A 22157-nucleotide genomic window follows, 5' to 3' on the forward strand; every position below is an offset into this window, starting at 1 on the left:
CCATTAATACCTCTGGGACTGCTATCCTCGCACTGATTGACCGCGCGGAGACAGCGGGAAAACGCAACCGAATTCGGGGAAGTGCAACGAGGTGTGAATATTCCTCACGCCTCGCTTACACTCTGATTTAACTAAGATTTATCCGAAGGGCTGGCCGTGGGTTTAGTGTAGATGGCATCCGGTGCAACGTTCATGTGTTTCAGTACCGGCCCCATGATATTGCCGAACACCGGCGCAGCAACCGAACCACCGAAGTGATCGCCCGCCGTCGGATGGTTGATCATCACCACCAGCGCCACTTCAGGATGACTGGCGGGCGCAATACCGGCGGTGTAGTTGACGTAGCCGCCATCATACTTGCCGCTGGTACCCATCTTTTCCGCCGTACCGGTTTTGGTTGCCAGACGGTAGCCCGGTACCGCAGCTTTCAGTCCGGTTCCGCCCGGCAGGACGTCGCTCTCCAGCATATGCACCACCTCTTTCACCGTTTCCGGATTGGCGACCTGGCGTCCCATGACCGGCGGCGTGACGCGGGTGATCGACAGCGGACGGTAAACGCCATAAGAGCCGAGCGTGGCGTATTCGCGGGCAATCTGCAGCGGCGTGACGCGCAGACCATAGCCAAAGGAGAAGGTAGCCCGCTCGATATCCGCCCAGCGGGCGCGGTGCAGCGGGAAGTAGCCGACGCTTTCGCCGGTCAGCCCTAATCCGGTCGGTTTGCCCAGGCCAAACGCATGATAGGTATTCACCAGCGCCTCCGCGGGCATCGCCAGCGCCAGATGAGAGACGCCGATGTCGCTCGATTTTTGCAGAATGCCGGTCATGGTCAGGCGCGGCCAGTGGCCGACGTCGCGGATCAGGTGGCCGTTAACGCTGTAAGGCGTGGTGTCGATCACCGAGTCCGGACGCACCAGATGGCGCTCCAGCGCTTCCATTACGACTAACGGCTTAACGGTCGATCCCGGTTCGTAGCTGTCATTGATGGCCGAGTTACGCATCTGCGCCGGGGTGGCCCCTTCATAGTTGTTGGGGTTGAACGACGGATAGGAGGCCATCGCCAGAATCTCGCCGGTGTCGATTTTCACCAGCACGGCCGCACCCGAGTCCGCTTTGTTGATCAGTACGCCGTCGCGCAGTTTGCTGTAGAGCGTGTACTGGTCATATTTGTCGATGCTGAGCTGCACCGTGGGCGGCTGCGTCGGCGGCTGGTAGTTGATCATCGCGATGATATTGCCCGCCGCATCCTGACGATAGACCTCTTTGCCCGGCTCGCCCTGCAAGACTTTATCGAAGCCTTTTTCCAGCCCGTTCAGGCCGACATTATCCGCGCCAACGATACCGATCAGCGGCGCAGAGGCTTCGCTCATCGGATAGAAACGGCTGTCGTCATAAACTTCACTGATGCCTTTCAGCTTCAGCTCTTTAATGTCTTTGGCGATGCCCAGTTCGACTTTACGTCCCAGATAGAGGAAACGACGTTTCGGGTTGGCGGTGATCTGCGCCGCCAGCTCTTCGGGACGGGTGTTGAGCGCGGCCGCAAGATAGGCCCATTTGGCACTGGTAAAATCAGGGTTGCTCTCCAGCACGCGCAGTGGATCGGCAATCACATCGCGCGATGGCACGCTGAGCGCCAGCGCTTCGCCGTTACGATCCAGCAGGGTGCCGCGACTGGTGGGCAGCGTGACGGTTCGCAGCGATCGCTGATCCGCTTCGTGCTCCAGCATCGGCTGATTCAGGAACTGCAGGTCCGCGACGCGCGCCAGCAGCACCACCAGACAGGTTGTGACACCCAGACAGATCAGTCGAAAACGAAAAGGGTTGAATGGCGCTTTTATCTGGTCTTTTCCCAGTAGTTTTTTAATCCGGGGCATGGCATTCCGCTGCGCAAAATAAAGAGAAAGGGGCTGGTGCCAGCAGTTATAAAGAAAGCGCTGGCCGTATAACAGGAAAACTGTGTATCAGTTCGTTATTGGCAACGGATTTTTGGCAAAAAAAAACCTGCGCATCTGCGCAGGTTGGTGTAATCAAGAAAATCTATTGATGTTCACCCATCAATACCTCTGGGACCCTGAATGTAGCAAAGGGAATTGATCGGCTGCCATCGCCTAAACGCAACAGTTACCCGCAAAATGTAACCAGCCATGAGAACCTTACGCTATTGTGCAATCCTGATGTTTTTTGATTTCCACCAGGCAACTCATGGCGTTTGGCCCCTGCGTCAGCGACGACGTACCAATATCGAGCGTCAGCACGTTGGGGTTACCGGCGCGATCAAAAGGCTGCCACGCCCTGCCAAAGCCAGGGTCAAACCACGCACCGGTAGCGATAATCACCACGCCCTGCGTCACGCCCTCGGTGATCTGCACACCCGCCAGCATCACACCACGTGCGTTGCTCACCTCAATCTCATCGCCCTCCACCAGTCCGCGCGCAGCTGCATCCACTGGATGCATGTAAAGCGTTTCATGTCCGGCCGTTTTATTGTCCTGCACCGTGTCGGTGGCATCCAGCTGGCTGTGTAACCGGTCGGAAGGCTGAATGGAGATCATGTGCAGCGGATAGTCGCGGCTGACTGGGGAACCAAGCCACTCCTGTGGTTCACGCCACTCCGGATGACCGGCGAAGTCGTCCAGTTGGTAGTCCGCAATGGTCTGACTGAACAGCTCGATTTTGCCGCTGGCGGTTTTGATTGGATTGGCCTGCGGATCGGCACGGAAATCCTCCATAAACTGATAAGGCTTGCCGCCTTCCGGAATTTCCACAAAGCCGCGCTGCCAGAATTCATCAAACGCCGGGAAATCGATGCCTTTGCGCTGATGCGCGGTCGCACACTGCTGATAAAGATGCGCAATCCACTGCATCTCATTGCGCCCTTCGGTAAAGGTGTCGCGATAGCCGAGTCGCTCTGCTAAGTCGGCAAAAATATCGAAGTCGTTGCGCGCCTGATGCTGCGGCTTAATCGCCTGATGCATGGCCAGCACAAAGCGGTCACGTGAGGAGCCGCCGATGTCATTACGCTCCAGCGTGGTCGTCGCAGGCAGCACGATGTCCGCCATCTGCGCCGCTGGCGTCCAGACGATATCCTGCACCACCACCGTATCGGGCCGTTGCCAGCCCTCCACCAGCCGGTTCAGCTGCTGATGATGGTGGAAAGGATTGCCGCCCGCCCAGTGCACCATGTGGATATCGGGATAGTGCAGCGTTTCGCCCTGGAAGCTATATGGCTGGCCGGGATTGAGCAGCATATCGCTGATGCGCGCCACCGGAATCGACAACCCTGACGGATTGGGGCCGGTGCTCATCATCGGGGCAGGCCCCTCCTGACGGGGATTGCCGACGCTGTTCATTGAACCATGACCGAAAGAGAACCCCGCGCCCGGCAGGCCAGGCTGACCGAGCATTGAGGAGAGCGCAATCATCATCCAGTAAGGCTGCTCGCCGCGATGGGCGCGCTGCACGGAATAGGAGCAGGTAATAAAGCTGCGCTTGCCGGTCAGTTGCTGCGCCAGCTGCACGATGCGATCAGCCGGGATGCCGGTGATACGGCTGGCCCAGCCAGCGGTTTTCGCTACGCCGTCGGTTTCGCCCAGCAGATAGGCGCGCAGCTGCGGCCAGCCGGTGCAGTGGCTGGCGAGAAACGCCTCGTCAACCGCGCCGTGCTGGGTGATCTCATGCCCCAGCGCCAGCATCAGTACCACGTCGGTATTGGGGCGAATCGGGATCCACTCGGCGTTCACAAATTCCGGGCAGTCATCGCGCATCGGGCTGATGTTGATGACCGGCGTGCCTTTGGCCGCCAGCTGCATCAGCGCCGGTTTCAGGCTGTGCTGCCCTGCGCCACCTGAGGCGACCTGGGCGTTTTTCAGCGCCAGCCCGCCAAAGGCGACAAAAATTTCGGCATGTTCCACTACCTGCGGCCACTCGGTGACGCGCCCGGTCAGCGGCATATAGGTGCCGATCACATAGGGCAGGAAGAACTGCGCCGCGCCCCAGCTGTAGTTACCCTGCTGATCGACGCCGCCGCCGCCCTGAAAGTAGAAACGACGCACCAGCGTGCGGGCGTGATTGACGCGACCGGCCGATGACCAGCCGTAGGAGCCGTTGAAAATGCCCGACGCACCATAGCGTTCGCGGACGCGGCGATTCTCTTCCGCCACCAGGTCCAGCGCGGTTTCCCAGTCGACGGCGACAAAATCTTCCCGGCCACGCAGCGTGCGGTCGCTCTTTTCGCGTGACTTCAGCCACGAGCGACGCACCATCGGCTGGCGAATGCGTTTGTCTGAGTAGACCAGCTCAGGAATGGTGTGGATCATCGGTGACGGATCGGCATCAGCGAAGAAAGGTTCGCAGCCAATCAGACGATCGTTTTCAGTGACGGCGGTAAACGCGCCCCAGTGCGCCAGATGTGGCACTTTGGTTTTCATCGTTGTTTTTTTCACGGTAGCCAGGTGGGGAACTGAGCATAACATGGGGCAACGTCTCAGCAGAAGATGTGCAGCAGCGGTCGTTTTTGCCCCTTTTTGCGACGACGCTGGCATTCTGTCGGGTTGATGTGTCCGCCCTTTTCCGTAACACTGATGCGATGTGTAAACGTTTTCCCCAAAGCAGGTCAACGCATGGCTACCATAAAGGATGTTGCGCGACTGGCGGGCGTTTCTGTCGCCACAGTCTCCCGTGTAATCAATAATTCTCCCAAAGCCAGCGACAGCTCCCGACAGGCCGTAGGCCAGGCGATGGAGCAGCTTCAGTATCACCCGAATGCCAACGCACGCGCGCTGGCGCAGCAATCGACCGAAACGCTCGGCCTGATTGTCGGTGACGTCTCCGATCCCTTTTTTGGCGCAATGGTGAAAGCCGTGGATGAGGTGGCAGGCGACACCGGTAACTTTTTGCTGATTGGTAACGGTTACCATAATGAGCAAAAAGAGCGGCAGGCGATTGAACAGCTGATGCGTCACCGCTGCGCGGCGCTGGTGGTGCACGCCAAGAAAATTCCCGACGCAGAACTGGAAGTGCTGATGAAGCAGGTGCCGGGTATGGTGCTGCTGAACCGCCTGATCAAAGGCTTTGAAAAGCGCTGTATTGCACTCGACGATCGCTACGGCGCCTGGCTGGCAACCCGTCATCTGATCCAGCTCGGCCATCAGAATATCGCCTTTATCTGCTCGACCCACACCATCTCCGATGCCGAAGATCGCCTGCAGGGTTACTATGATGCGCTGAAAGAGCACGGTCTGCCGTGCAGCGATCGGCTGGTGACCTGGGGCGAACCGGACGAAGTGGGCGGTGAGCAGGCGATGACAGAACTGCTGGGACGCGGCAGAAATTTCACCGCCGTCGCCTGCTACAACGACTCGATGGCGGCGGGCGCGCTGGCGGTGCTGAGCGATAACGGCGTCCGCGTGCCGGAAGAGATGTCGCTGATCGGCTTCGATGATGTGCTGGTGTCGCGCTATGTGCGACCACGCCTTACGACGGTCCGCTATCCGATTGTCACGATGGCGCAGCAGGCCGCTCAGCTGGCCCTGGCGCTGGCCAACGATCTGCCGCTGCCGGAAGTGACTCACATGTTCAGCCCGACGCTGGTGCGCCGTCATTCGGTCAGCGGCCCGGCCTGACGCAACGGAGGCCGGTTCAGCCGGCCACAGTACTTACTGAAAGGCGTGCAGCAGCGTCTCCAGCGGCCTGACCAGCGCTATCACCGTTTCATCCTGCACCTCTGCGGCGGCATCCAGTGTCGCCTGCATCTCCGCCACTTCACTGGCACCAAACGCCTGATTACGGACGTAAGCATTCACCAGCGCGAGGCCCATGGCGCTCAGCACCTCAACCTGCTGCACGCTGTGTGCCAGCGGCTTCAGCGTCGCGCTGCCGTTGACGATCGGCATCACCGCAGTCGTGTTGGCCTGCCAGCGCTGCAGCGGCGCGCGCACTGCGGAGGCGGCAGCCGGATTATTACGATTGGCGATTAATACGGCGACCTGTTGCTCCAGCTGGCGCACTGCCTCACTCTCTGCGGGCAGCACATCGGCCAGCCGGTTTAATGGCTCCTGATAGTTGTAATGCCCCGCCTGAAACTTCAGGTGCTGACGCGTGTAATACTGCGCCGGTTCCAGTACTTCGGCCAGCACTCGCAGCGGGGCGATATCGTGTCCGCTGGCCAGCCGCATCATCTGCTGCTCCGTCTGCGCATGTTGCAGCGTTCCCACGGACACCGTGCTCCAGCGATCCATCGCCGCCAGCCGTGAATACATCGAATCCATGTTCGTGACGTTTTCTGCCGACCATAACCGCTCGGCCACCACAAAGGCGCGCGGCCACAGTTTAGTATCAATGATCTGGCTGTTGATGTTTTCAGCCCACAGCGCCGCCTCGCCACCCAGCAGATTTTGCTGTACCTGTTCTGGCGTGGGCAGCACGGGTGCGATGCCCGCAGGCGGCTGCATCAGACGCTGACCGCTGGCGGGATAACGTACGTTGCCTACCCGCACATAGCCTTTGAGAGACTGCTGTTGCAGCGTGACCACCGGCTGGAACGGCCCCATCCAGCTATCCACCGTGAACTGCACCTGTTGCGTCGAGAGCCAGTTGATGTCGCTGATCATCCGCCGGGCTTTGCCGTCGAAGTCGATAAAACCGCGCCAGCCCTGCGCGCCCTGAATCAGCGTAAAGCTGCCCTTCACCGGGCTGCCTTTCAGCCGTGGCATCGTGAATGACCAGCTCTGCGCCTGGTCGTCGGGCCGCAGACGGTCCTGACCGTTCAGCCCGCGTGGCGTGACCTCGTTGCGATAGTGATAGCTGGCAGGCTGGGGCTGATCGAGGTAGAAACCGGTGGAGAGGATGCCGCGATAATTTTCTTTTGCCAGCGCACTCAGCGCATCCTGGCCCTGCCAGGACTGGATCAGAATGCTGCGTGGCAGATCGGGATGAGCGATCTCATCCCAGCCCACCATCTGACGCTGATGGGCTTCGAGGATCTTCTCCACCCGCTGATTGAAGTACGCCTGCAGCGCATGCGCGTCTTTCAGATCGTGCTCGCGCATAAACTGCTGAATCACGGGTGAGTTTTTCCACTGCGTGGGATCGACTTCATCGCCGCCGATGTGCAGCCAGGGATCGGGAAAGATCGCCGCCATCTCTCCCACCAGCGTATCGATCACCTGATAAACCTGTTCATTAGCGGGATCAAGCAGCGGTTTAAAGACGCCCCAGCCGCGCTCCATCTGAAAGGGACCCGCTGCGCTGATCAGTTCCGGCATCGCCACCGCCAGCGCGGAGGCATGTCCTGGCATATCCAGCTCGGGCACCACACGCACCCCACGGTCGGTGGCATATTTCACGATTTCCCGCATCTGCTGCTGGCTGTAATAGTTGCCATCGCTGGCTTTCTGCTGCAGCTGGGGATAGTGGCTGGAGGCGAAGCGCCAGCCCTGATCGTCGGTGAGATGCCAGTGAAAGACGTTCATTCGTGCGGCGGCGATGCCGTCGATCTGACGCTTAAGCGTTTCTACCGGCATAAAGTGGCGTGCCGTGTCGATCAGCACACCGCGCCACGGAAAGCGCGGATGATCGTGAATGGTGACGTAAGGAATCGTCGTGCCCTGCTCACCGTTTTGTATCAGCTGCAGCAGGGTTTCCATGCCGCGCATCGCACCAAAACGGTTGGGTGCGGTTAATCGCACGCCATCGCCATTGACCTGCAACTGATAGCGCTCATCACTGTCGGGCAGCGGCAGTGGATCGACTGCCTTTGCAATCATGATGCGGATAGTCGGTGCAGCTACCGGCTGCGTGGCGGGCAATAGCGGCCAGCCGGTCTGATCGCTGATGCGCGCCAGCCAGCGTGCTTCGGCCCCCGCCAGATGATCGCCTGAGATTTGCAGCGTCAACTGCGGCGTCAGGGTAAGCGCACCGCCACTGGCGGGCTGCTCCACCTGTTGCGGCCAGGGCATTAGCGGCAGCGGATTGGCTATGACGATCGGGCTAAAAACAGCGAGCAGGAGCAGAGTACGGGGTAACCACATTGGCGGGCATCCTTGTAACGTCAACGGTTTGACAGGGCAGAACGTTGATTAAAGTTGCTGCACGCCGATTCGCCAGTGAATCCCGCAGGAAACCTGAACCATCACCCGATTTTTTACATTCGTCGGAATTTTCTGCCGGGTTGAGTCTTCCTTGCTTCAGGTCAAATCCTTGCGCAATAATTCACAGCAATCACTACATGTAGAGAATAGAATCCACCCAACCCCCATATGTAGTTAACGGAGAGAGGAATGGCGACGGTGGTAATCAAGCGCGATGGATGCCGGACAGGCTTTGATGCGCAGCGTATTGAGCAGGCTGTTGTGGCCGCGGCACGGGCAGCAGATGTCGACGATGCGGCCTGGTGCGCGCAGGTCGCTGAGCGCGTTGCCCTGCGGCTGGCCGATCGTCCGGAAGTGGCTATCCGCGAGATTCAGTGTGAGGTAGAAGAGACGCTGATGGCGGGTCCTTATCCACAACTGGCGCGCGCCTACATTGAGTATCGCCACGATCGCGATGTCGCCCGCGATCGTCAGAGCCAGTTACATCACGCCATTCGCGGTCTGGTCGATCAGACCAACGCGGCGCTGCTGAACGAAAATGCCAATAAAGACAGCAAAGTGATCCCGACGCAGCGCGATCTGCTGGCCGGGATCGTGGCAAAGCACTACGCACAGCAGCAGATCCTGCCGCGCGACATCGTTCTGGCGCATGAGCGCGGCGAGATCCACTATCACGATCTCGACTATTCCCCCTTCTTCCCGATGTTCAACTGCATGCTGATCGATCTGAAGGGCATGCTGACCAACGGTTTTAAGATGGGCAATGCTGAGATCGAGCCACCTAAATCGATCGCCACCGCCACTGCTGTGACGGCGCAGATTATCGCCCAGGTCGCCAGCCACATTTACGGCGGCACCACCATTAACCGCATTGATGAAGTACTGGCCCCGTTTGTTGAGCAGAGCTATACCCGGCATCTGGCGATCGCCGAACAGTGGCAAATCCCGCAGGCAGAGCAGTATGCGCGCCAGCGCACAGATAAAGAGTGCTATGACGCCTTTCAGTCGCTGGAGTATGAGGTGAATACCCTGCACACCGCCAACGGCCAGACGCCGTTTGTCACCTTTGGTTTTGGTCTGGGGACTGACTGGGCGGCACGGCTGATCCAGCAGTCGATTCTGCGTAACCGGCTGGCGGGGCTGGGCAAGAATCGCAAAACCGCGGTGTTCCCTAAACTGGTCTTCAGCATTCGTGAAGGCGTCAACCGCCGGGCGGGCGATGTTAATTACGACATCAAGCAGCTGGCGCTGGAGTGTGCCAGCAAGCGGATGTATCCCGACATTCTCAATTACGACCAGGTGGTGAAAGTCACCGGCTCGTTCAAAACCCCAATGGGCTGCCGTAGTTTCCTTGGCGTTTATGAAGAGAACGGCGAGCAGATTCATGAGGGTCGCAACAATATCGGGGTGATCAGCCTGAACCTGCCACGCATCGCACTGGAAGCGGGCGGTGATGAAGCGCGTTTCTGGACGCTGCTCGATGCCCGCCTGCTGCTGGCTAAGCGGGCGCTGATGACGCGTGTGGCACGGCTGGAGAAGACCAAAGCGCGCGTTGCGCCCATCCTCTATATGGAAGGGGCCTGCGGCGTCCGGCTGAATGCCGATGATGAGGTAGGACCTATTTTCCGTAATGGTCGTGCGTCGCTGTCGCTGGGCTATATCGGCCTGCATGAAACCCTGAATGCGCTCAGCGGCGGTCATCAGCATCCTTACGATGATGCGGCGCTGCGCGCCAAAGGCGTAGAGATCATTGCGTACATGCGCGCCGCCACCGATTGCTGGAAAGCGGAAACAGGCTACGGCTTCAGCCTTTACAGCACGCCAAGTGAGAATCTGTGTGACCGTTTCTGCCGTCTTGATGCCGCGCAGTTTGGTCTGGTGCCGGGCGTCACAGACAAGGGCTACTACACCAACAGCTTCCATCTCGACGTTGAGAAGAAGGTGAATCCTTACGACAAAATCGACTTTGAAGCGCCCTATCCGCCGCTGGCGAATGGCGGATTCATCTGTTACGGCGAATACCCGAATGTGCAGCACAATCTCAAAGCGCTGGAAGATGTCTGGGATTACAGCTACGACCGCGTGCCCTATTACGGTACCAATACGCCGATTGATGAGTGCTACGAGTGCGGCTTCAACGGCGAGTTCACCTGTACCAGCCGTGGCTTTACCTGTCCGAACTGTGGCAATCACGATCCGGCGCGCGTCTCTGTTACACGGCGGGTCTGTGGCTATCTTGGCAGCCCGGATGCACGGCCCTTTAATGCCGGTAAACAGCAGGAAGTGCAGCGTCGGGTGAAGCATCTGTCTGAAGGACCGCTGGGATGATGCACATCCATCGCTACTATGATGTGGATATCGTGAATGGACCCGGCACCCGCTGCACGCTGTTTGTTGCTGGTTGCGAACATCAGTGTCGCGGCTGCTACAACCAGAGCACCTGGCGTATTGATTCCGGCGTGCCCTTTACGCTGGCGATGGAGGAGCAACTACTGGCGGATCTGCAGGACACACGCATTCCGCGCCAGGGCTTGTCGCTGAGCGGTGGCGATCCACTTCATCCGCATAACGTGCCGCACATTCGCCGTCTGGTGAAACGGGTGCGACAGATATGCCCCGGTAAAGACATCTGGCTCTGGACCGGCTACCGGATGCAGGAGCTGAATGCGGCACAGCGCGCCGTGCTGGACTATCTCGACGTGCTGATCGATGGCCGCTTTGTCGAAGAGGAGAAAGATGCCACGCTGCAATGGCGCGGCAGCCGTAATCAGATCGTCTGGCAGTTACGCTGAATGACGTGGGATGTCGACCGACTCAATGATGTTGACGCTTTCACCACCCGGCGCGAACGCCTGCTGATGCAGACAACGCGCCACGTCGCGTGCGTGAACCGCCCGCCAGTTGCCCGGCAGCAGCGAAAACAGGGGTCCCGCCAGGCTTTCGCCCTGACGTTTCTGCGCGCGATCCCCCAGCAGCAGTGAAGGTCGCACCAGCGTCAGGCGCGGCCAGCCCTGATGGCGCAACGCATTCTCCATTTCGCCTTTGACGCGATTGTACAAAAACGGTGAGTAACGGCTGGCACCGTGCGCGCTGACGACCAGCATCTGCTTCGCGCCCAGGCGTAATCCGCATAATCCGCTGTCCACGACCAGGGTGTAATCGACGTGGATGAATGCCTGTTTGCTGCCCGCCTGCCTGCGCGTCGTTCCCAGGCAGCAGAACACCGTATCCAGCGAACTTTCCAGCGGCCCGAGCACATCCGTCAGATCGGCTTCTACCGGATTCACCACTTTATGCATCGCAGGCAGTGGCCGGCGGGTGGGCGCGATGATTTCGTCAATGCGGGGATCCTCAATCAGTAAGCGCAGCAGATGCGACCCGACTAAGCCAGTGGCACCGGTCAGTAATACGCGATTCATCTCAGATTCGTCCTTATTTCACTGCTGACAGCTTAAAAGATAGCTGATCTTAACGGGCAGGCTTGCGTTCTCACGCTCAGCGACCAGGCTTACAGCGTGATCCGGAAAGCGCGCCACGCTCTCCACAACTTTAAGGAGGAAAAAAAGATGAGCAAGAAAGTTGCGGTTTTGATTACCGACGAATTTGAAGACTCAGAATTTACCTCACCTGCGGAAGCCTACAAAGGCGCGGGTTTTGAGGTCGTGACCATTGAGAAACAGGCCGGTAATGTCGTTAAAGGCAAGAAAGGCGAAGCGGAAGTGACCATCGATCGCAGCATTGATGATGTCAGCCCGGCGGAATTTGATGCCCTGCTGCTGCCAGGCGGTCACTCGCCTGACGCTCTGCGCGGCGACGATCGTTTTGTTGCCTTTACCAAAGAGTTTGTCGCCAGCGGCAAACCGATCTTTGCCATCTGCCACGGTCCACAGCTGCTGATTAGCGCGAACGGCGTGCGCGGTCGCAAGATGACCACCGTTAAAGCCGTTGCCATTGACCTGATCAATGCCGGTGCTGACTTCCATGACAAGGAAGTGGTGGTGGACGGCGATAAGCTGGTCACCAGCCGTACGCCGGACGATTTACCGGCCTTTAACCGTGAATCCCTGCGGATCCTCGAAGCGCTGTAATTCCGCCGCGCCCTTTTCAGCCGAAAGGGGCGTGTCTATTTTTCCCGCTGCCAGGCAATTTTCTTGCCGAATCCCAGCGCATTATCCGTCATCTTCACCTCATCCAGCTCAATCTCCCACAGCGGGGCCAACACTTTGCGTGAGACCGGAAAACGTTTCTGGTAAGCCGCTCTGGCGACCTGCTCTGTTGCTTCCTCCAGCCGTCTGACCCGGCCACGATACTGTACCCCTTTAATGAGCAGCACAGTTCTGGGCTGGCCATTGACAGTGCCTGCAACTTGCGGATTCTGTACCATTAATTCACCGTGGCGGGTAGCGGGTTCGGTCATAATCCAGAAGGCCATGCGTGTCTCATCAAAGACGTAGTAGCAGTTAGCGCACCAGAGTTGATCGTCGGCGGTACAGCAGAGAGAAAGTACATGCTGCTTTCTGAGGTAGCGAACCAGATGGGCGTGATCGGACAAGATAAACTCCTGGTGGTGCACCGGAGCGTGAAGCGCGCTACACTGCCCGGCACCTTTTTTGGGAATAGTTTACGATGGGTCAGCAGTGGCAACTCTACATCGTCCGGACGGCGAAAGGGAGCCTGTACACCGGCATCACCACGGATGTGGTGCGCCGGGTTGCTCAGCACCAGAGCGGACGTGGCGCCCGCGCGCTGCGCGGCAAAGGCCCGCTGGACCTGGTGTTTCACTGTGAGGCGGGCGATCGCGCCAGCGCCTCCAGACTGGAGTATCAGGTTAAGCAACTGACCCATCAGCAGAAGTTACTGCTGGTGGCGGGTCAGCCGATCAGCCTGGAGAGCTGGCTACGTATTACGGCTGGCGATTAAAGGGTTCGGCGTAGTCGATCTGCCCTTCCGCGCCGTCAAAGGCATTGTCCGCCAGACGGTAGACCTGGAACGTTGCCTCTGTTCCCGGCCAGCGACTGCGCAGGCCATGACGTGCAGCCGGTTCAAAACCAAACCGGCTGAACAGCGCCGGATCGCCCAGCACGACAACCGCGCTGTAGCCAAATTCATTAAGTGTATCCAGCCCCTCATAAATAAGCTTGCTGGCAATGCCCTGACCGCGCAGCGTCTCATCAACGGCCAGCGGTGCCAGCGCCACCCAGCCGCGATCGTCGCCCTGAACGCTGACCGGACTGAATGCGGCATAACCCAGCACCTGTCCCTCGTCATCTGTGGCGACCACGCCTAAGGTCAGCAGGCCATCTTCACGCAGCGCCTGAGTCAGTTCCGCCTCGGCGGAGTGACTGAAGCAGCGTCTGAGCAGTACGTCGATGCCTGCGGCATCAACACCAATTTCGCTACGGATCAACATGCGGCACCTGCGCGCGGCTGTGCGGCCTTCGCGTCCTGTTTCATGCCGGCGTCGACAAATGCCGCCATCTGCTCAATAGCCGTGCGTAACGCAGTGGGCATAGCCTCGGGTTCAATAGCATCCATTACGTTCTTCACCTCAAGTCCCAGTTCTGTGTCACCTTCAATCACCAGACGGCGTTGAAAGAACAGCATATCGGGGTCTGCTTTACGTGCTGCCACCAGCAACAGATCATTGGCATTGCTCCGAAACCAGACATCCGCTTCGGACTGTTGCAATACCGCCAGTCGGCCATCCTGCAGCGTGGTTATCCATTGCAGATTAAGATCGGCAATCTCGATACCCAGCAGGCGACCATTCAGAAAGTCTAACTCACCTTCAGCCAAAGCATGGCGAAATTGCCAGTTTAAGAGTTGTTGCAGCAGCAACTTTTTGACCGGGAATGGGGTGAGCGCTACAGGTAACCCTAAGATTTTTGGACCGGTCTTCACACAATGGGCATGTATCCGCTCTAACACTTTCGTCACTCCCTTCAGAAAATTTTACGTATATTGCCATATCCTTTTCTGCGCGCCTCATCCGGGATCAATAAAAAACGCGGCAATAGCGGGAAAAAACGCTGCCGGGAAAGATGAACTGAAATTTCACTGCCTTAAATCAACACACAGACCAGACCAGATGCCTAGACTCGACGCCCATCGCATGTTGAGAGGAACACCTATGGAACTGCTCTGCCCGGCAGGAAACTTACCCGCAGTGCGCACCGCCGTAGAAAATGGCGCGGATGCGGTCTATGTGGGACTGAAAGATGACACCAATGCTCGTCACTTTGCGGGCCTGAACTTCACTGATAAAAAGCTGGCTGAAGCGGCGCGTTATCTCCATCAGCATCAGCGCAAACTGCATGTGGCAATCAATACCTTTGCCCATCCCGATGGCATGGGACGCTGGCAGCGGGCGATTGATGTGGCGGCGCAAAACGGGGCAGATGCCCTGATTCTGGCTGATATCGCTACGCTGGAGTACGCCGCGAAGCACTATCCACAGGTTGAACGTCATCTCTCTGTACAGGCATCGGCAACCAATCTTGAGGCGATTCGCTTTTATCATCGCCACTTCAATCTGCAGCGGGTGGTACTCCCGCGCGTCTTGTCGATTCATCAGGTTAAACAACTGGCACGCAGCACGCCGGTGCCGCTGGAGGTGTTCGCCTTTGGCAGTCTGTGCATTATGGCAGAAGGCCGCTGCTACCTCTCCTCCTGGATGACCGGCGAATCACCTAACAGCGCAGGTGCCTGCTCCCCGGCGAAATTTGTACGCTGGCAGCAGACGCCGCAGGGCATGGAGTCACGCCTGAATGAAGTGCTAATTGATCGCTACGCCCCCGATGAGAGCGCCGGTTACCCGACGCTCTGCAAAGGACGCTATGAGGTTAACAATCAGCGTTATCACGTCCTGGAGGAACCGACCAGTCTCAACACACTGGAACTGCTGCCAGAGCTGCTGCGGGCAGGCATCGCCTCGGTGAAAATCGAAGGCCGGCAGCGCAGTCCCGCCTACGTCGCTGATGTGGCGCGCGTCTGGCGTCAGGCAATCGATCGCTGCAAGGCGCAGCCGGAGCAGTTTGACGTGGCGCCACAGTGGATGCAGACGCTGGGCGATCTCTCTGAAGGCACACAAACCACGCTGGGTGCTTATCACCGTGAATGGCAATAAGGAGTCATGATGCAATATGCTCTTGGACCGGTGCTCTGGTACTGGCCGACCGATACGCTGGACGATTTTTATCAGCAGGCTGTCCGCAGTAGTGCGGATATTATTTATCTCGGCGAAGCGGTGTGCAGTAAACGCCGCGCTACGCCCTATGCCCGCTGGATGGCGCTGGCGCGTGACGTGGCATCCAGCGGCAAACAGGTTGTACTCAGCACGCTGGCGCTGCTGCAATCACCCTCTGAGCTGAAAGAGCTGCAGCGCTACGTAGAAAACGGCGAGTTCCTGATTGAAGCCAATGATATCGGCACGGTCAATATGGCCGCTGAGCGCCATTTGCCCTTTGTCGCCGGTCCCACGCTGAATGTCTATAATGCCGACACGCTGCAGCTGCTGGTTAAAGAGGGCATGACGCGCTGGTGTATGCCGGTGGAGATGTCGCGTGACTGGCTGCTACAGCTGCTGGCGCAGTGCGAGACGCGGGGTATCCGCAAACAGTTTGAGGTGGAGGTGATGGGTTACGGTCATCTGCCGCTGGCGCTGTCAGCGCGCTGTTTCACCGCCCGCTCGGAAAATCGCGCGAAAGATGACTGCGAAACCTGCTGTATCAACTATCCGACAGGTCGCCGCGTCAACTCTCAGGAGGGACAACAGGTGTTCGTCCTCAATGGCATTCAGACCATGAGCGGCTACTGCTATAACCTGGGTAACGATCTGGCGGGGATGCGTGGCCAGGTCGATTGCGTGAGACTCTCGCCGCAGGATACGTCGACGCTGGCAGAGATCGACCGTTTCCGCGCCAATGAAAACGGTCAGGCTCCGCTTATGGTCGCGAAAGGCTGCGATTGTAACGGTTACTGGCGCAAACTGGCGGGTATGACGCTGGCATCCTGAGTAAAAGCACATACCGGCTATATTCCTGCTGAGGTTAGCAGTTTTAATATAAGGAATGATGCGTAATACTAAATGGTGCAGGTTTTTACGCCTGCGCCATACAACGGGAGTAGTCATGTCTGATAAAAAACCTCTTCGCCTGTCCGTGCTGGATCTTGCGCCGATTCCACAGGGTGCGACCGCACGGAATGCGTTCCATAATTCCCTGGCGCTGGCGCGTCAGGCTGAAAAACTGGGCTTCGAACGCTACTGGCTGGCTGAACATCACAACATGACAGGGATTGCCAGCGCTGCGACGTCGGTGCTGATCGGCTATCTGGCGGCGAACACCGAGACACTGAAGCTGGGCTCCGGTGGCATTATGTTGCCTAATCATGCGCCGCTGGTCATCGCCGAGCAGTTTGGCACCCTGGCCTCTCTCTATCCGGGCCGTATCGATCTCGGTTTAGGTCGCGCGCCCGGTTCTGACCAGCGCACCATGATGGCGCTGCGCCGTCACCAGTCCAGCATGCATGCGGACACCTTTCCCGAAGATGTGGCTGAACTGATTAACTGGTTCGATGCTGGCCCGGATGCGCAACTGCCGGTTCAGCCAGTGCCGGGTCTGGGGCTGAAGATCCCGGTCTGGCTACTCGGATCCAGCCTCTACAGCGCGCAGCTGTCAGCAAAAATGGGCCTGCCGTTTGCCTTTGCCTCCCACTTCGCGCCTGACCAGCTCTTCCAGGCACTGCATGTGTATCGTGAGAACTTCCAGCCCTCGGCGCGTCTCGACAAGCCCTATGCCACCGTCTGCATTAACGTGGTGGCCGCTGATAATGAGCGTGATGCGCGCTTCCTGTTTACCTCGCAGCAGCAGCAGTTTATTAACCTGCGCCGCGGCAAACCGGGCCCGTTACCGGCCCCGGTTGAGAATATGGATAATCTCTGGTCGCCGTCAGAGCAGTATGGCGTTCAGCAGGCACTCAGCATGTCGCTGGTGGGCGATACCGACAAGGTGCGTCATGGCCTGGCTTCGCTGATGCGTGAAACGCAGGCAGATGAAATTATGGTTAATGGCCAGATTTTTGACAGCGAAGCTCGTCTGCGCTCCTTTGCCATTGCGATGGAAGCGGCAGACAGCCTGTAATCAGTTTTGCGGTGGGCGCAGGGTATCCGGGCTCACCGCCAACTGACGACTATCCCTGGCAGGAGATTGCCCATACAGGCGGCGATATTCACGACTGAACTGTGATGCGCTCTGATAGCCCACCCGATAGCCTGCCGTACCGGCATCCAGCTTTTCCACCAACATCAAACGCCGCGCCTCATTGAGCCGCAGTTGTTTCTGGTATTGCATCGGCGTCATAGCCGTTACGGCTTTGAAGTGATGATGCAGCGAAGAGATACTCATGCCGACACTGCTGGCAAGCTGATCGATCTTTAGCGGCTGGTGAAAATTCTCCCGCAGCCAGCGGGCAGCCTGCGCCACCCGGTTACCCGGCCGCTCAGCCAGCGCCATATTCAGGATGCGCGAGCCCTCCGGCCCGGTCAGCAGCCGGTAGAAAATCTCCTGCTCAATCAGCGGAGCCAGCGCCTCAATATCTTCCGGGTGGTCAAGCAGACGCACCAGCCGGATGACTGCATCCACCAGCAAAGGTGAAACCTTATGCACGGTGACACCCCGTTCATTGCCTGCGGTCACCAGCGGCAGCGCTGGCGGAAACTGTTCAAGGTAGCGCATAAGCCGGGATTCATTGATGGCGATACCTATCCCGAGATTGGGCTTTTCCGGCGTGGCGACAGTGACGCAGGCGCGCACTGGCATATCCAGCGTTACCAGCAGCAGATCCCCTGGTCCATAGTGCAGCACCTCATCACCCATATGCAGCGCTTTGCTGCCCTGCGCCACCAGCGCAAAACTGGCCCATTGAGCAAAGTGCATCGGCTCAGTAGGTGCTGAAACCCGGCCAAAAAACAGGCAGTCGATGGCGCTGGAATGCCGGCCATCCTCCGGCGCATGACGGGCAATTAACTGTGCCAGCGCCTGCCACTTGTTACTCTCTGTCACTGCGTTCTCCCCTTCCGCTCTGTGCCGATATTACCTGACGTCTGGCGGAATGCCTTTGCTGGTGCAGCACTTTTGCAGGATCGTGCAAAAAGCTTGCAGGATTGCGCTACCCGCTTTTCGTCAGCCGCGCGCATAGTCTTTCGACGCAATCATTACGGCGGAGAATGACATAATGAAAGCATTGCAGAATAAAATTGCACTGGTGACCGGCGCGTCCAAAGGCATTGGCGCGGCCATTGCCATCGCATTTGCCGCAGCGGGCGCGCGCGTCGTGGTCAACTATCGTCAGGACGAGGTGGGAGCGGCTGACGTAGTCAGCGATATCGTCACGTTGGGCAGTGAAGCCGTGGCGGTACAGGCTGATATTTCTCATCTGCGGGATGTGGAACGGCTGTTCGCCACAACTGCAGAGTGTTTCGGCGCACCGGACATTGTGGTGAACAATGCGGGCAGCTTTCATCACGGCGAGTTTGCGGCGCTGACGCAGGAGGAGATGCAGCAGCAGATCAACATTAACCTGCTCGGCACGCTGATGGTCTGTCAGCAGGCGATTCGTCATTTCCCCGCGCATGGCGGCAGCATTATCAATCTTAGTGCCCTGAACAGTAAAAACAGCACGCCGGGTTCCGTACTCTGGGCGGCCACCAAAGGCGCGGTGGATACCCTGACTCAGGGGCTGGCGCGCGAACTGGGCGCCAGGAATATCCGGGTTAACGCGCTGGCTCCTGGGATGATCCTGACCGAGGGATTACTGGCTGCGAAGAGGATGAGTCCGCAGCTCAAGGCACAGCTGCTGGCGGCTACCCCGCTGGGGCGTTTTGGTCTGCCGGAGGATGTGGCGCAGGTCGCGCTATTTCTGGCCTCTGAGGAGTCCGCTTATGTCAGCGGCGAGCGCGTCATGATCAGCGGGGGTGCCTGACAGGCATAAAAAAAGGGAAGCCAGCGGCTTCCCTTTTTATTACGACGTTAAGTCGTTATGCATCACGACGACGTGGAGCGGCAGCTGCGCCTTCTTCACGACGTGGACCACGGCTACCTTCACGGTTGAAAGTACGTCCACCGCCTTCACGACCACCTTCACGGCGTTCAGAAGAGAAGCGACGACCACCTTCACGGTTAGCTGCGCCCGGACCGCTGCGACGCTCACCGCCAGCACCGGCTGGACGACGATCGCCACGGCCTTCGTTTGGCTGAGCATCACCCAGCAGCTGCATATTCATTGGTTTGTTCAGAATACGCGTACGGGTGAAGTGCTGCAGCACATCGCCTGGCATGCCTTTCGGCAGCTCGATAGTCGAGTGGTTACCGAACAGCTTGATGTTACCGATGTAACGGCTGCTGATGTCGCCTTCGTTAGCGATAGCGCCAACGATGTGACGAACTTCAACACCATCATCACGGCCTACTTCGATGCGGTACAGCTGCATTTCGCCAACGTCACGACGTTCGCGACGTGGACGATCGCCATCACGGCTGTCACGGCTTTCACGTGGGCCACGATCGCTACGCGCTTCACGGCTGTCACGACGGCCATCACGCTCGTCACGATCGCGGTATTCACGACGTGCAGGACGTGGTGCTTCTGGTGGCAGAATCAGAGGACGTTCGCCCTGTGCCATCTTAAGCAGTGCGGCGGCCAGCGTTTCCAGATCCAGTTCATCTTCCGGCTGCATTTTAGTCAGCAGAGCACGGTACTGATCCAGATCGCTGCTTTCCAGCTGCTGCTGAACTTTAGCGGCAAACTTGGCCAGACGACGCTCACCCAGCAGTTCTGCGTTAGGCAGTTCAACTTCAGGGATAGTCAGCTTCATCGTACGTTCGATGTTGCGCAGCAGACGACGCTCGCGGTTCTCAACGAACAGCAGCGCACGGCCAGCACGACCAGCACGACCGGTACGACCGATACGGTGAACGTAAGATTCTGCATCCATCGGGATGTCGTAGTTCACAACCAGGCTGATACGCTCAACGTCCAGGCCACGGGCCGCAACGTCGGTTGCAATCAGGATGTCGAGACGACCATCTTTCAGGCGCTCCAGCGTCTGCTCACGCAGAGCCTGGTTCATATCACCGTTCAGCGCGGCGCTGTTGTAGCCACTACGCTCCAGTGCTTCTGCCACTTCCAGCGTTGCGTTTTTAGTACGCACGAAGATGATGGCAGCATCAAAGTCTTCTGCTTCCAGGAAGCGAACCAGTGCATCTGTTTTACGACCGTAAGCGGTCCAGTAGCTCTGGCTGATATCAGGACGCGTTGTCATACTTGACTGGATACGCACTTCCTGTGGATCTTTCATGAAGCGTTTGGTGATGCGACGAATCGCTTCCGGCATGGTTGCAGAGAACAGTGCAGTCTGATGACCGGCTGGAATCTGAGCCATGATGGTTTCAACGTCTTCGATGAAGCCCATACGCAGCATTTCATCAGCTTCATCCAGCACCAGGCCGCGCAGGTTAGAGAGTTCTAACGTGCCGCGTTTCAGGTGGTCAAGCAGACGACCAGGGGTACCCACAACAACCTGTGGTCCCTGACGCAGAGCGCGCAGCTGCACGTCATAACGCTGGCCGCCGTAAAGGGCAACCACGTTCAGGCCACGCATGTGCTTAGAGAATTCGGTGATTGCTTCAGCAACCTGTACCGCCAGTTCGCGGGTCGGTGCCAGCACCAGGATTTGCGGTGCTTTAACAGTCGGGTCGATGTTGTTTAACAGCGGCAGAGAAAATGCCGCAGTTTTACCACTCCCGGTCTGCGCCATGCCTAACACGTCACGGCCCGCCAGCAGGTGAGGAATACACTCAGCCTGGATTGGGGATGGCTTTACGTAGCCCATGCCATTCAGTGATTCAAGGATGTCGGCGTTCAGGCCAAGGTCAGCAAAAGTGGTTTGAATATCAGTCATGTAGTACACGTGCCTCTTAGATTGCGGCGGCCAGTCTACATAACTCGTCGTGAAAACTTTCAGTCATTTTCATCAAAAAGTGTGAACCGGCTCAAATTAGAAGTTTTGACGAACAGAAAAGCCTTCATCCTTTAAGATGATGACTTAACAGGTTTTACAGGCAAATTAAGTTCGTCAGCTATTGCTGGTCAGATTCTGATAAATCGTCTTGTGCCTGGCCGAGTTGCGCCAGTTCCAACAATGCGTATCGGTGTTCAACAAAGTTGTTAACGTTGTTGGCCACCGCCAGTTTGAACAACGCTTTCGCGTCGTCCTTCTCCCCCAGACTTAGGTAGTACTTACCTAAATAGAAGTTGGTTTCACTGAGATGTTCAGCGAGCGAGGTGTTATCCGTTGCGTCCGCCTTGAGACTTTCCATCAACGTTTTCTCGTTGATATCTCCAAGGTAGAACTCGACAATATTCCATCCCCATTGGTCTCTGACCGCTTTGTCGTGACGCTGTTTAAGCGCGACTTTTGCCTTGTCGACATCCATCTCACGTTCAACGAGATAGAGCCACAGACTGCGGAAAGGATCGTTAGGATCGTCTTGATAAAACGCCAGCAGATCATCTTGCGCTAACTTGTATCGACCGCCGTAATAGAGGGCGATACCACGGTTTAAATGCGCATAGTTGTAAGTTGGATCAAGCTCAAGTACAGAATCAAACGCTTCATAGGCGGCATCAAAGTTGCCCGCCTGCGTTAAATATATGCCTAAGTAGTTAAACACTTCGGGCATATCTGGTCTTATAGACAGCGCTTGCGAAAAATCGTTCCGCGCTAATGCCCGCAGACCTAAACTATCATACAACACTCCGCGCTCATATAACAGCTGTGCGCGTTCATCATCGGTGAGAGCGCGACTGGCAAGAATTTGTTCCATGCGCGCCAGTATCACTTCCTGCTGCAGTGTGGGCTGTAAAGGCACTGCAAGAACGTCGTTCTTACGCCAATTGGAGTTGCTGCATCCTGCCAGCGTCAAAGCTGTCGCAACAAAACACCAGCGCAGAAAAGGCTTCATTTCCCACTCCCGAATACAAACATTGGGATAACCATCCTGTCATCCGCCTGCT

20 protein-coding genes are annotated in these 22157 nt (G+C 57.7%); 9 read left to right on the forward strand and 11 right to left on the reverse strand.

The features are described from left to right. Nucleotides 1-131 precede the first annotated feature (131 nt). Nucleotides 132-1871, reverse strand: a complete 1740-nt coding sequence (locus K6R05_RS16435; RefSeq protein WP_161731872.1) for a penicillin-binding transpeptidase domain-containing protein — start codon at nt 1869-1871, stop codon at nt 132-134. A 279-nt stretch (nt 1872-2150) separates the two neighbouring features. Then, the gene (locus K6R05_RS16440; RefSeq protein WP_222924676.1) at nt 2151-4424 is read right to left on the reverse strand and encodes a molybdopterin guanine dinucleotide-containing S/N-oxide reductase; all 2274 of its coding nucleotides are present in this window, start codon (nt 4422-4424) and stop codon (nt 2151-2153) included. 192 nt (nt 4425-4616) lie between these two features. On the opposite strand from K6R05_RS16440, the gene galR reads away from it, so the two are divergent. Continuing rightward, the gene (gene galR, locus K6R05_RS16445) at nt 4617-5618 is read left to right on the forward strand and encodes an HTH-type transcriptional regulator GalR (RefSeq protein WP_003851033.1); all 1002 of its coding nucleotides are present in this window, start codon (nt 4617-4619) and stop codon (nt 5616-5618) included. 33 nt (nt 5619-5651) lie between these two features. Here the strand turns inward: galR and K6R05_RS16450 are convergent, their stop codons facing one another. Then, nucleotides 5652-8024, reverse strand: coding sequence for a beta-N-acetylhexosaminidase (locus K6R05_RS16450; protein WP_222924677.1), 2373 nt, complete (start codon nt 8022-8024; stop codon nt 5652-5654). A 249-nt stretch (nt 8025-8273) separates the two neighbouring features. Here K6R05_RS16450 and nrdD point away from each other — a divergent pair, with 249 nt between their 5' ends. Both nrdD and nrdG read left to right on the forward strand, forming a co-directional pair. Then, on the forward strand, nt 8274-10412 hold the full coding sequence (nrdD, locus tag K6R05_RS16455) for an anaerobic ribonucleoside-triphosphate reductase (RefSeq protein ID WP_222924678.1): 2139 nt from the start codon (nt 8274-8276) through the stop codon (nt 10410-10412). Beyond that, nucleotides 10409-10876 (forward strand): anaerobic ribonucleoside-triphosphate reductase-activating protein, encoded by a 468-nt coding sequence (gene nrdG / locus K6R05_RS16460; protein WP_161731864.1) that lies wholly within the window; start codon nt 10409-10411, stop codon nt 10874-10876. Before nrdD ends, nrdG begins: the two co-directional genes overlap by 4 nt. Here the strand turns inward: nrdG and K6R05_RS16465 are convergent. After that, nucleotides 10868-11503, reverse strand: coding sequence for an NAD-dependent epimerase/dehydratase family protein (locus K6R05_RS16465; RefSeq protein ID WP_222924679.1), 636 nt, complete (start codon nt 11501-11503; stop codon nt 10868-10870). The genes nrdG and K6R05_RS16465 overlap by 9 nt on opposite strands. Before the next feature lie 147 nt (nt 11504-11650). Between K6R05_RS16465 and K6R05_RS16470 the strand changes: the two genes are divergently transcribed. Further along, nucleotides 11651-12172, forward strand: coding sequence for a type 1 glutamine amidotransferase domain-containing protein (locus K6R05_RS16470; RefSeq protein ID WP_033731332.1), 522 nt, complete (start codon nt 11651-11653; stop codon nt 12170-12172). Between the two features lie 35 nt (nt 12173-12207). Here K6R05_RS16470 and K6R05_RS16475 read toward each other — a convergent pair whose 3' ends face one another. Further along, a complete protein-coding gene (locus K6R05_RS16475) occupies nt 12208-12636 on the reverse strand; it encodes a YhbP family protein (RefSeq protein WP_222924680.1) in 429 nt (142 codons plus the stop codon). Between the two features lie 74 nt (nt 12637-12710). Between K6R05_RS16475 and K6R05_RS16480 the strand changes: the two genes are divergently transcribed. Further along, entirely contained in the window at nt 12711-13004 is a 294-nt protein-coding gene (locus K6R05_RS16480) for a GIY-YIG nuclease family protein (RefSeq protein WP_161731858.1), read from the forward strand. Here the strand turns inward: K6R05_RS16480 and K6R05_RS16485 are convergent. Together K6R05_RS16485 and ubiT are read right to left on the reverse strand one after the other, a co-directional pair. Further along, nucleotides 12988-13494, reverse strand: coding sequence for a GNAT family N-acetyltransferase (locus tag K6R05_RS16485; RefSeq protein ID WP_161731856.1), 507 nt, complete (start codon nt 13492-13494; stop codon nt 12988-12990). The genes K6R05_RS16480 and K6R05_RS16485 overlap by 17 nt on opposite strands. Beyond that, nucleotides 13488-14012 carry a ubiquinone anaerobic biosynthesis accessory factor UbiT gene (ubiT, locus tag K6R05_RS16490; protein WP_161731854.1) on the reverse strand — a complete coding sequence of 175 codons (525 nt, stop codon included), beginning with the start codon at nt 14010-14012 and terminating at the stop codon, nt 13488-13490. Before ubiT ends, K6R05_RS16485 begins: the two co-directional genes overlap by 7 nt. 202 nt (nt 14013-14214) lie before the next feature. Between ubiT and ubiU the strand changes: the two genes are divergently transcribed. From ubiU to K6R05_RS16505, 3 genes are all read left to right on the forward strand, one after another. Further along, nucleotides 14215-15210 carry a ubiquinone anaerobic biosynthesis protein UbiU gene (gene ubiU / locus K6R05_RS16495; RefSeq protein ID WP_161731852.1) on the forward strand — a complete coding sequence of 332 codons (996 nt, stop codon included), beginning with the start codon at nt 14215-14217 and terminating at the stop codon, nt 15208-15210. 9 nt (nt 15211-15219) lie between these two features. Next, nucleotides 15220-16098 (forward strand): U32 family peptidase, encoded by an 879-nt coding sequence (locus K6R05_RS16500; protein ID WP_161731938.1) that lies wholly within the window; start codon nt 15220-15222, stop codon nt 16096-16098. A 115-nt stretch (nt 16099-16213) separates the two neighbouring features. After that, nucleotides 16214-17224: a luciferase-like monooxygenase gene (locus tag K6R05_RS16505; protein WP_161731850.1), complete on the forward strand. Its 1011-nt coding sequence runs from the start codon at nt 16214-16216 to the stop codon at nt 17222-17224. On the opposite strand, the gene K6R05_RS16510 is transcribed toward K6R05_RS16505, so the two are convergent. Further along, complete coding sequence (locus K6R05_RS16510; RefSeq protein ID WP_161731848.1) at nt 17225-18145, reverse strand: AraC family transcriptional regulator; 921 nt, start codon at nt 18143-18145, stop codon at nt 17225-17227. It lies immediately after the preceding gene. 172 nt (nt 18146-18317) lie between these two features. Between K6R05_RS16510 and K6R05_RS16515 the strand changes: the two genes are divergently transcribed. Further along, on the forward strand, nt 18318-19064 hold the full coding sequence (locus tag K6R05_RS16515; protein WP_222924681.1) for an SDR family NAD(P)-dependent oxidoreductase: 747 nt from the start codon (nt 18318-18320) through the stop codon (nt 19062-19064). A gap of 55 nt (nt 19065-19119) precedes the next feature. Here K6R05_RS16515 and K6R05_RS16520 read toward each other — a convergent pair whose 3' ends face one another. The 3 genes from K6R05_RS16520 to nlpI form a co-directional block, all read right to left on the reverse strand. Next, on the reverse strand, nt 19120-21042 hold the full coding sequence (locus K6R05_RS16520; protein ID WP_013359913.1) for a DEAD/DEAH family ATP-dependent RNA helicase: 1923 nt from the start codon (nt 21040-21042) through the stop codon (nt 19120-19122). Between the two features lie 16 nt (nt 21043-21058). After that, nucleotides 21059-21115 carry a protein YrbN gene (yrbN, locus tag K6R05_RS22410; RefSeq protein ID WP_098053093.1) on the reverse strand — a complete coding sequence of 19 codons (57 nt, stop codon included), beginning with the start codon at nt 21113-21115 and terminating at the stop codon, nt 21059-21061. A 105-nt stretch (nt 21116-21220) separates the two neighbouring features. Next, entirely contained in the window at nt 21221-22105 is an 885-nt protein-coding gene (gene nlpI / locus K6R05_RS16530) for a lipoprotein NlpI (RefSeq protein WP_161731844.1), read from the reverse strand. Nucleotides 22106-22157: the final 52 nt, after the last annotated feature.

It is taken from the genome of Pantoea alfalfae (genome assembly GCF_019880205.1).
Taxonomy (GTDB): Bacteria; Pseudomonadota; Gammaproteobacteria; order Enterobacterales; family Enterobacteriaceae; genus Pantoea; species Pantoea alfalfae.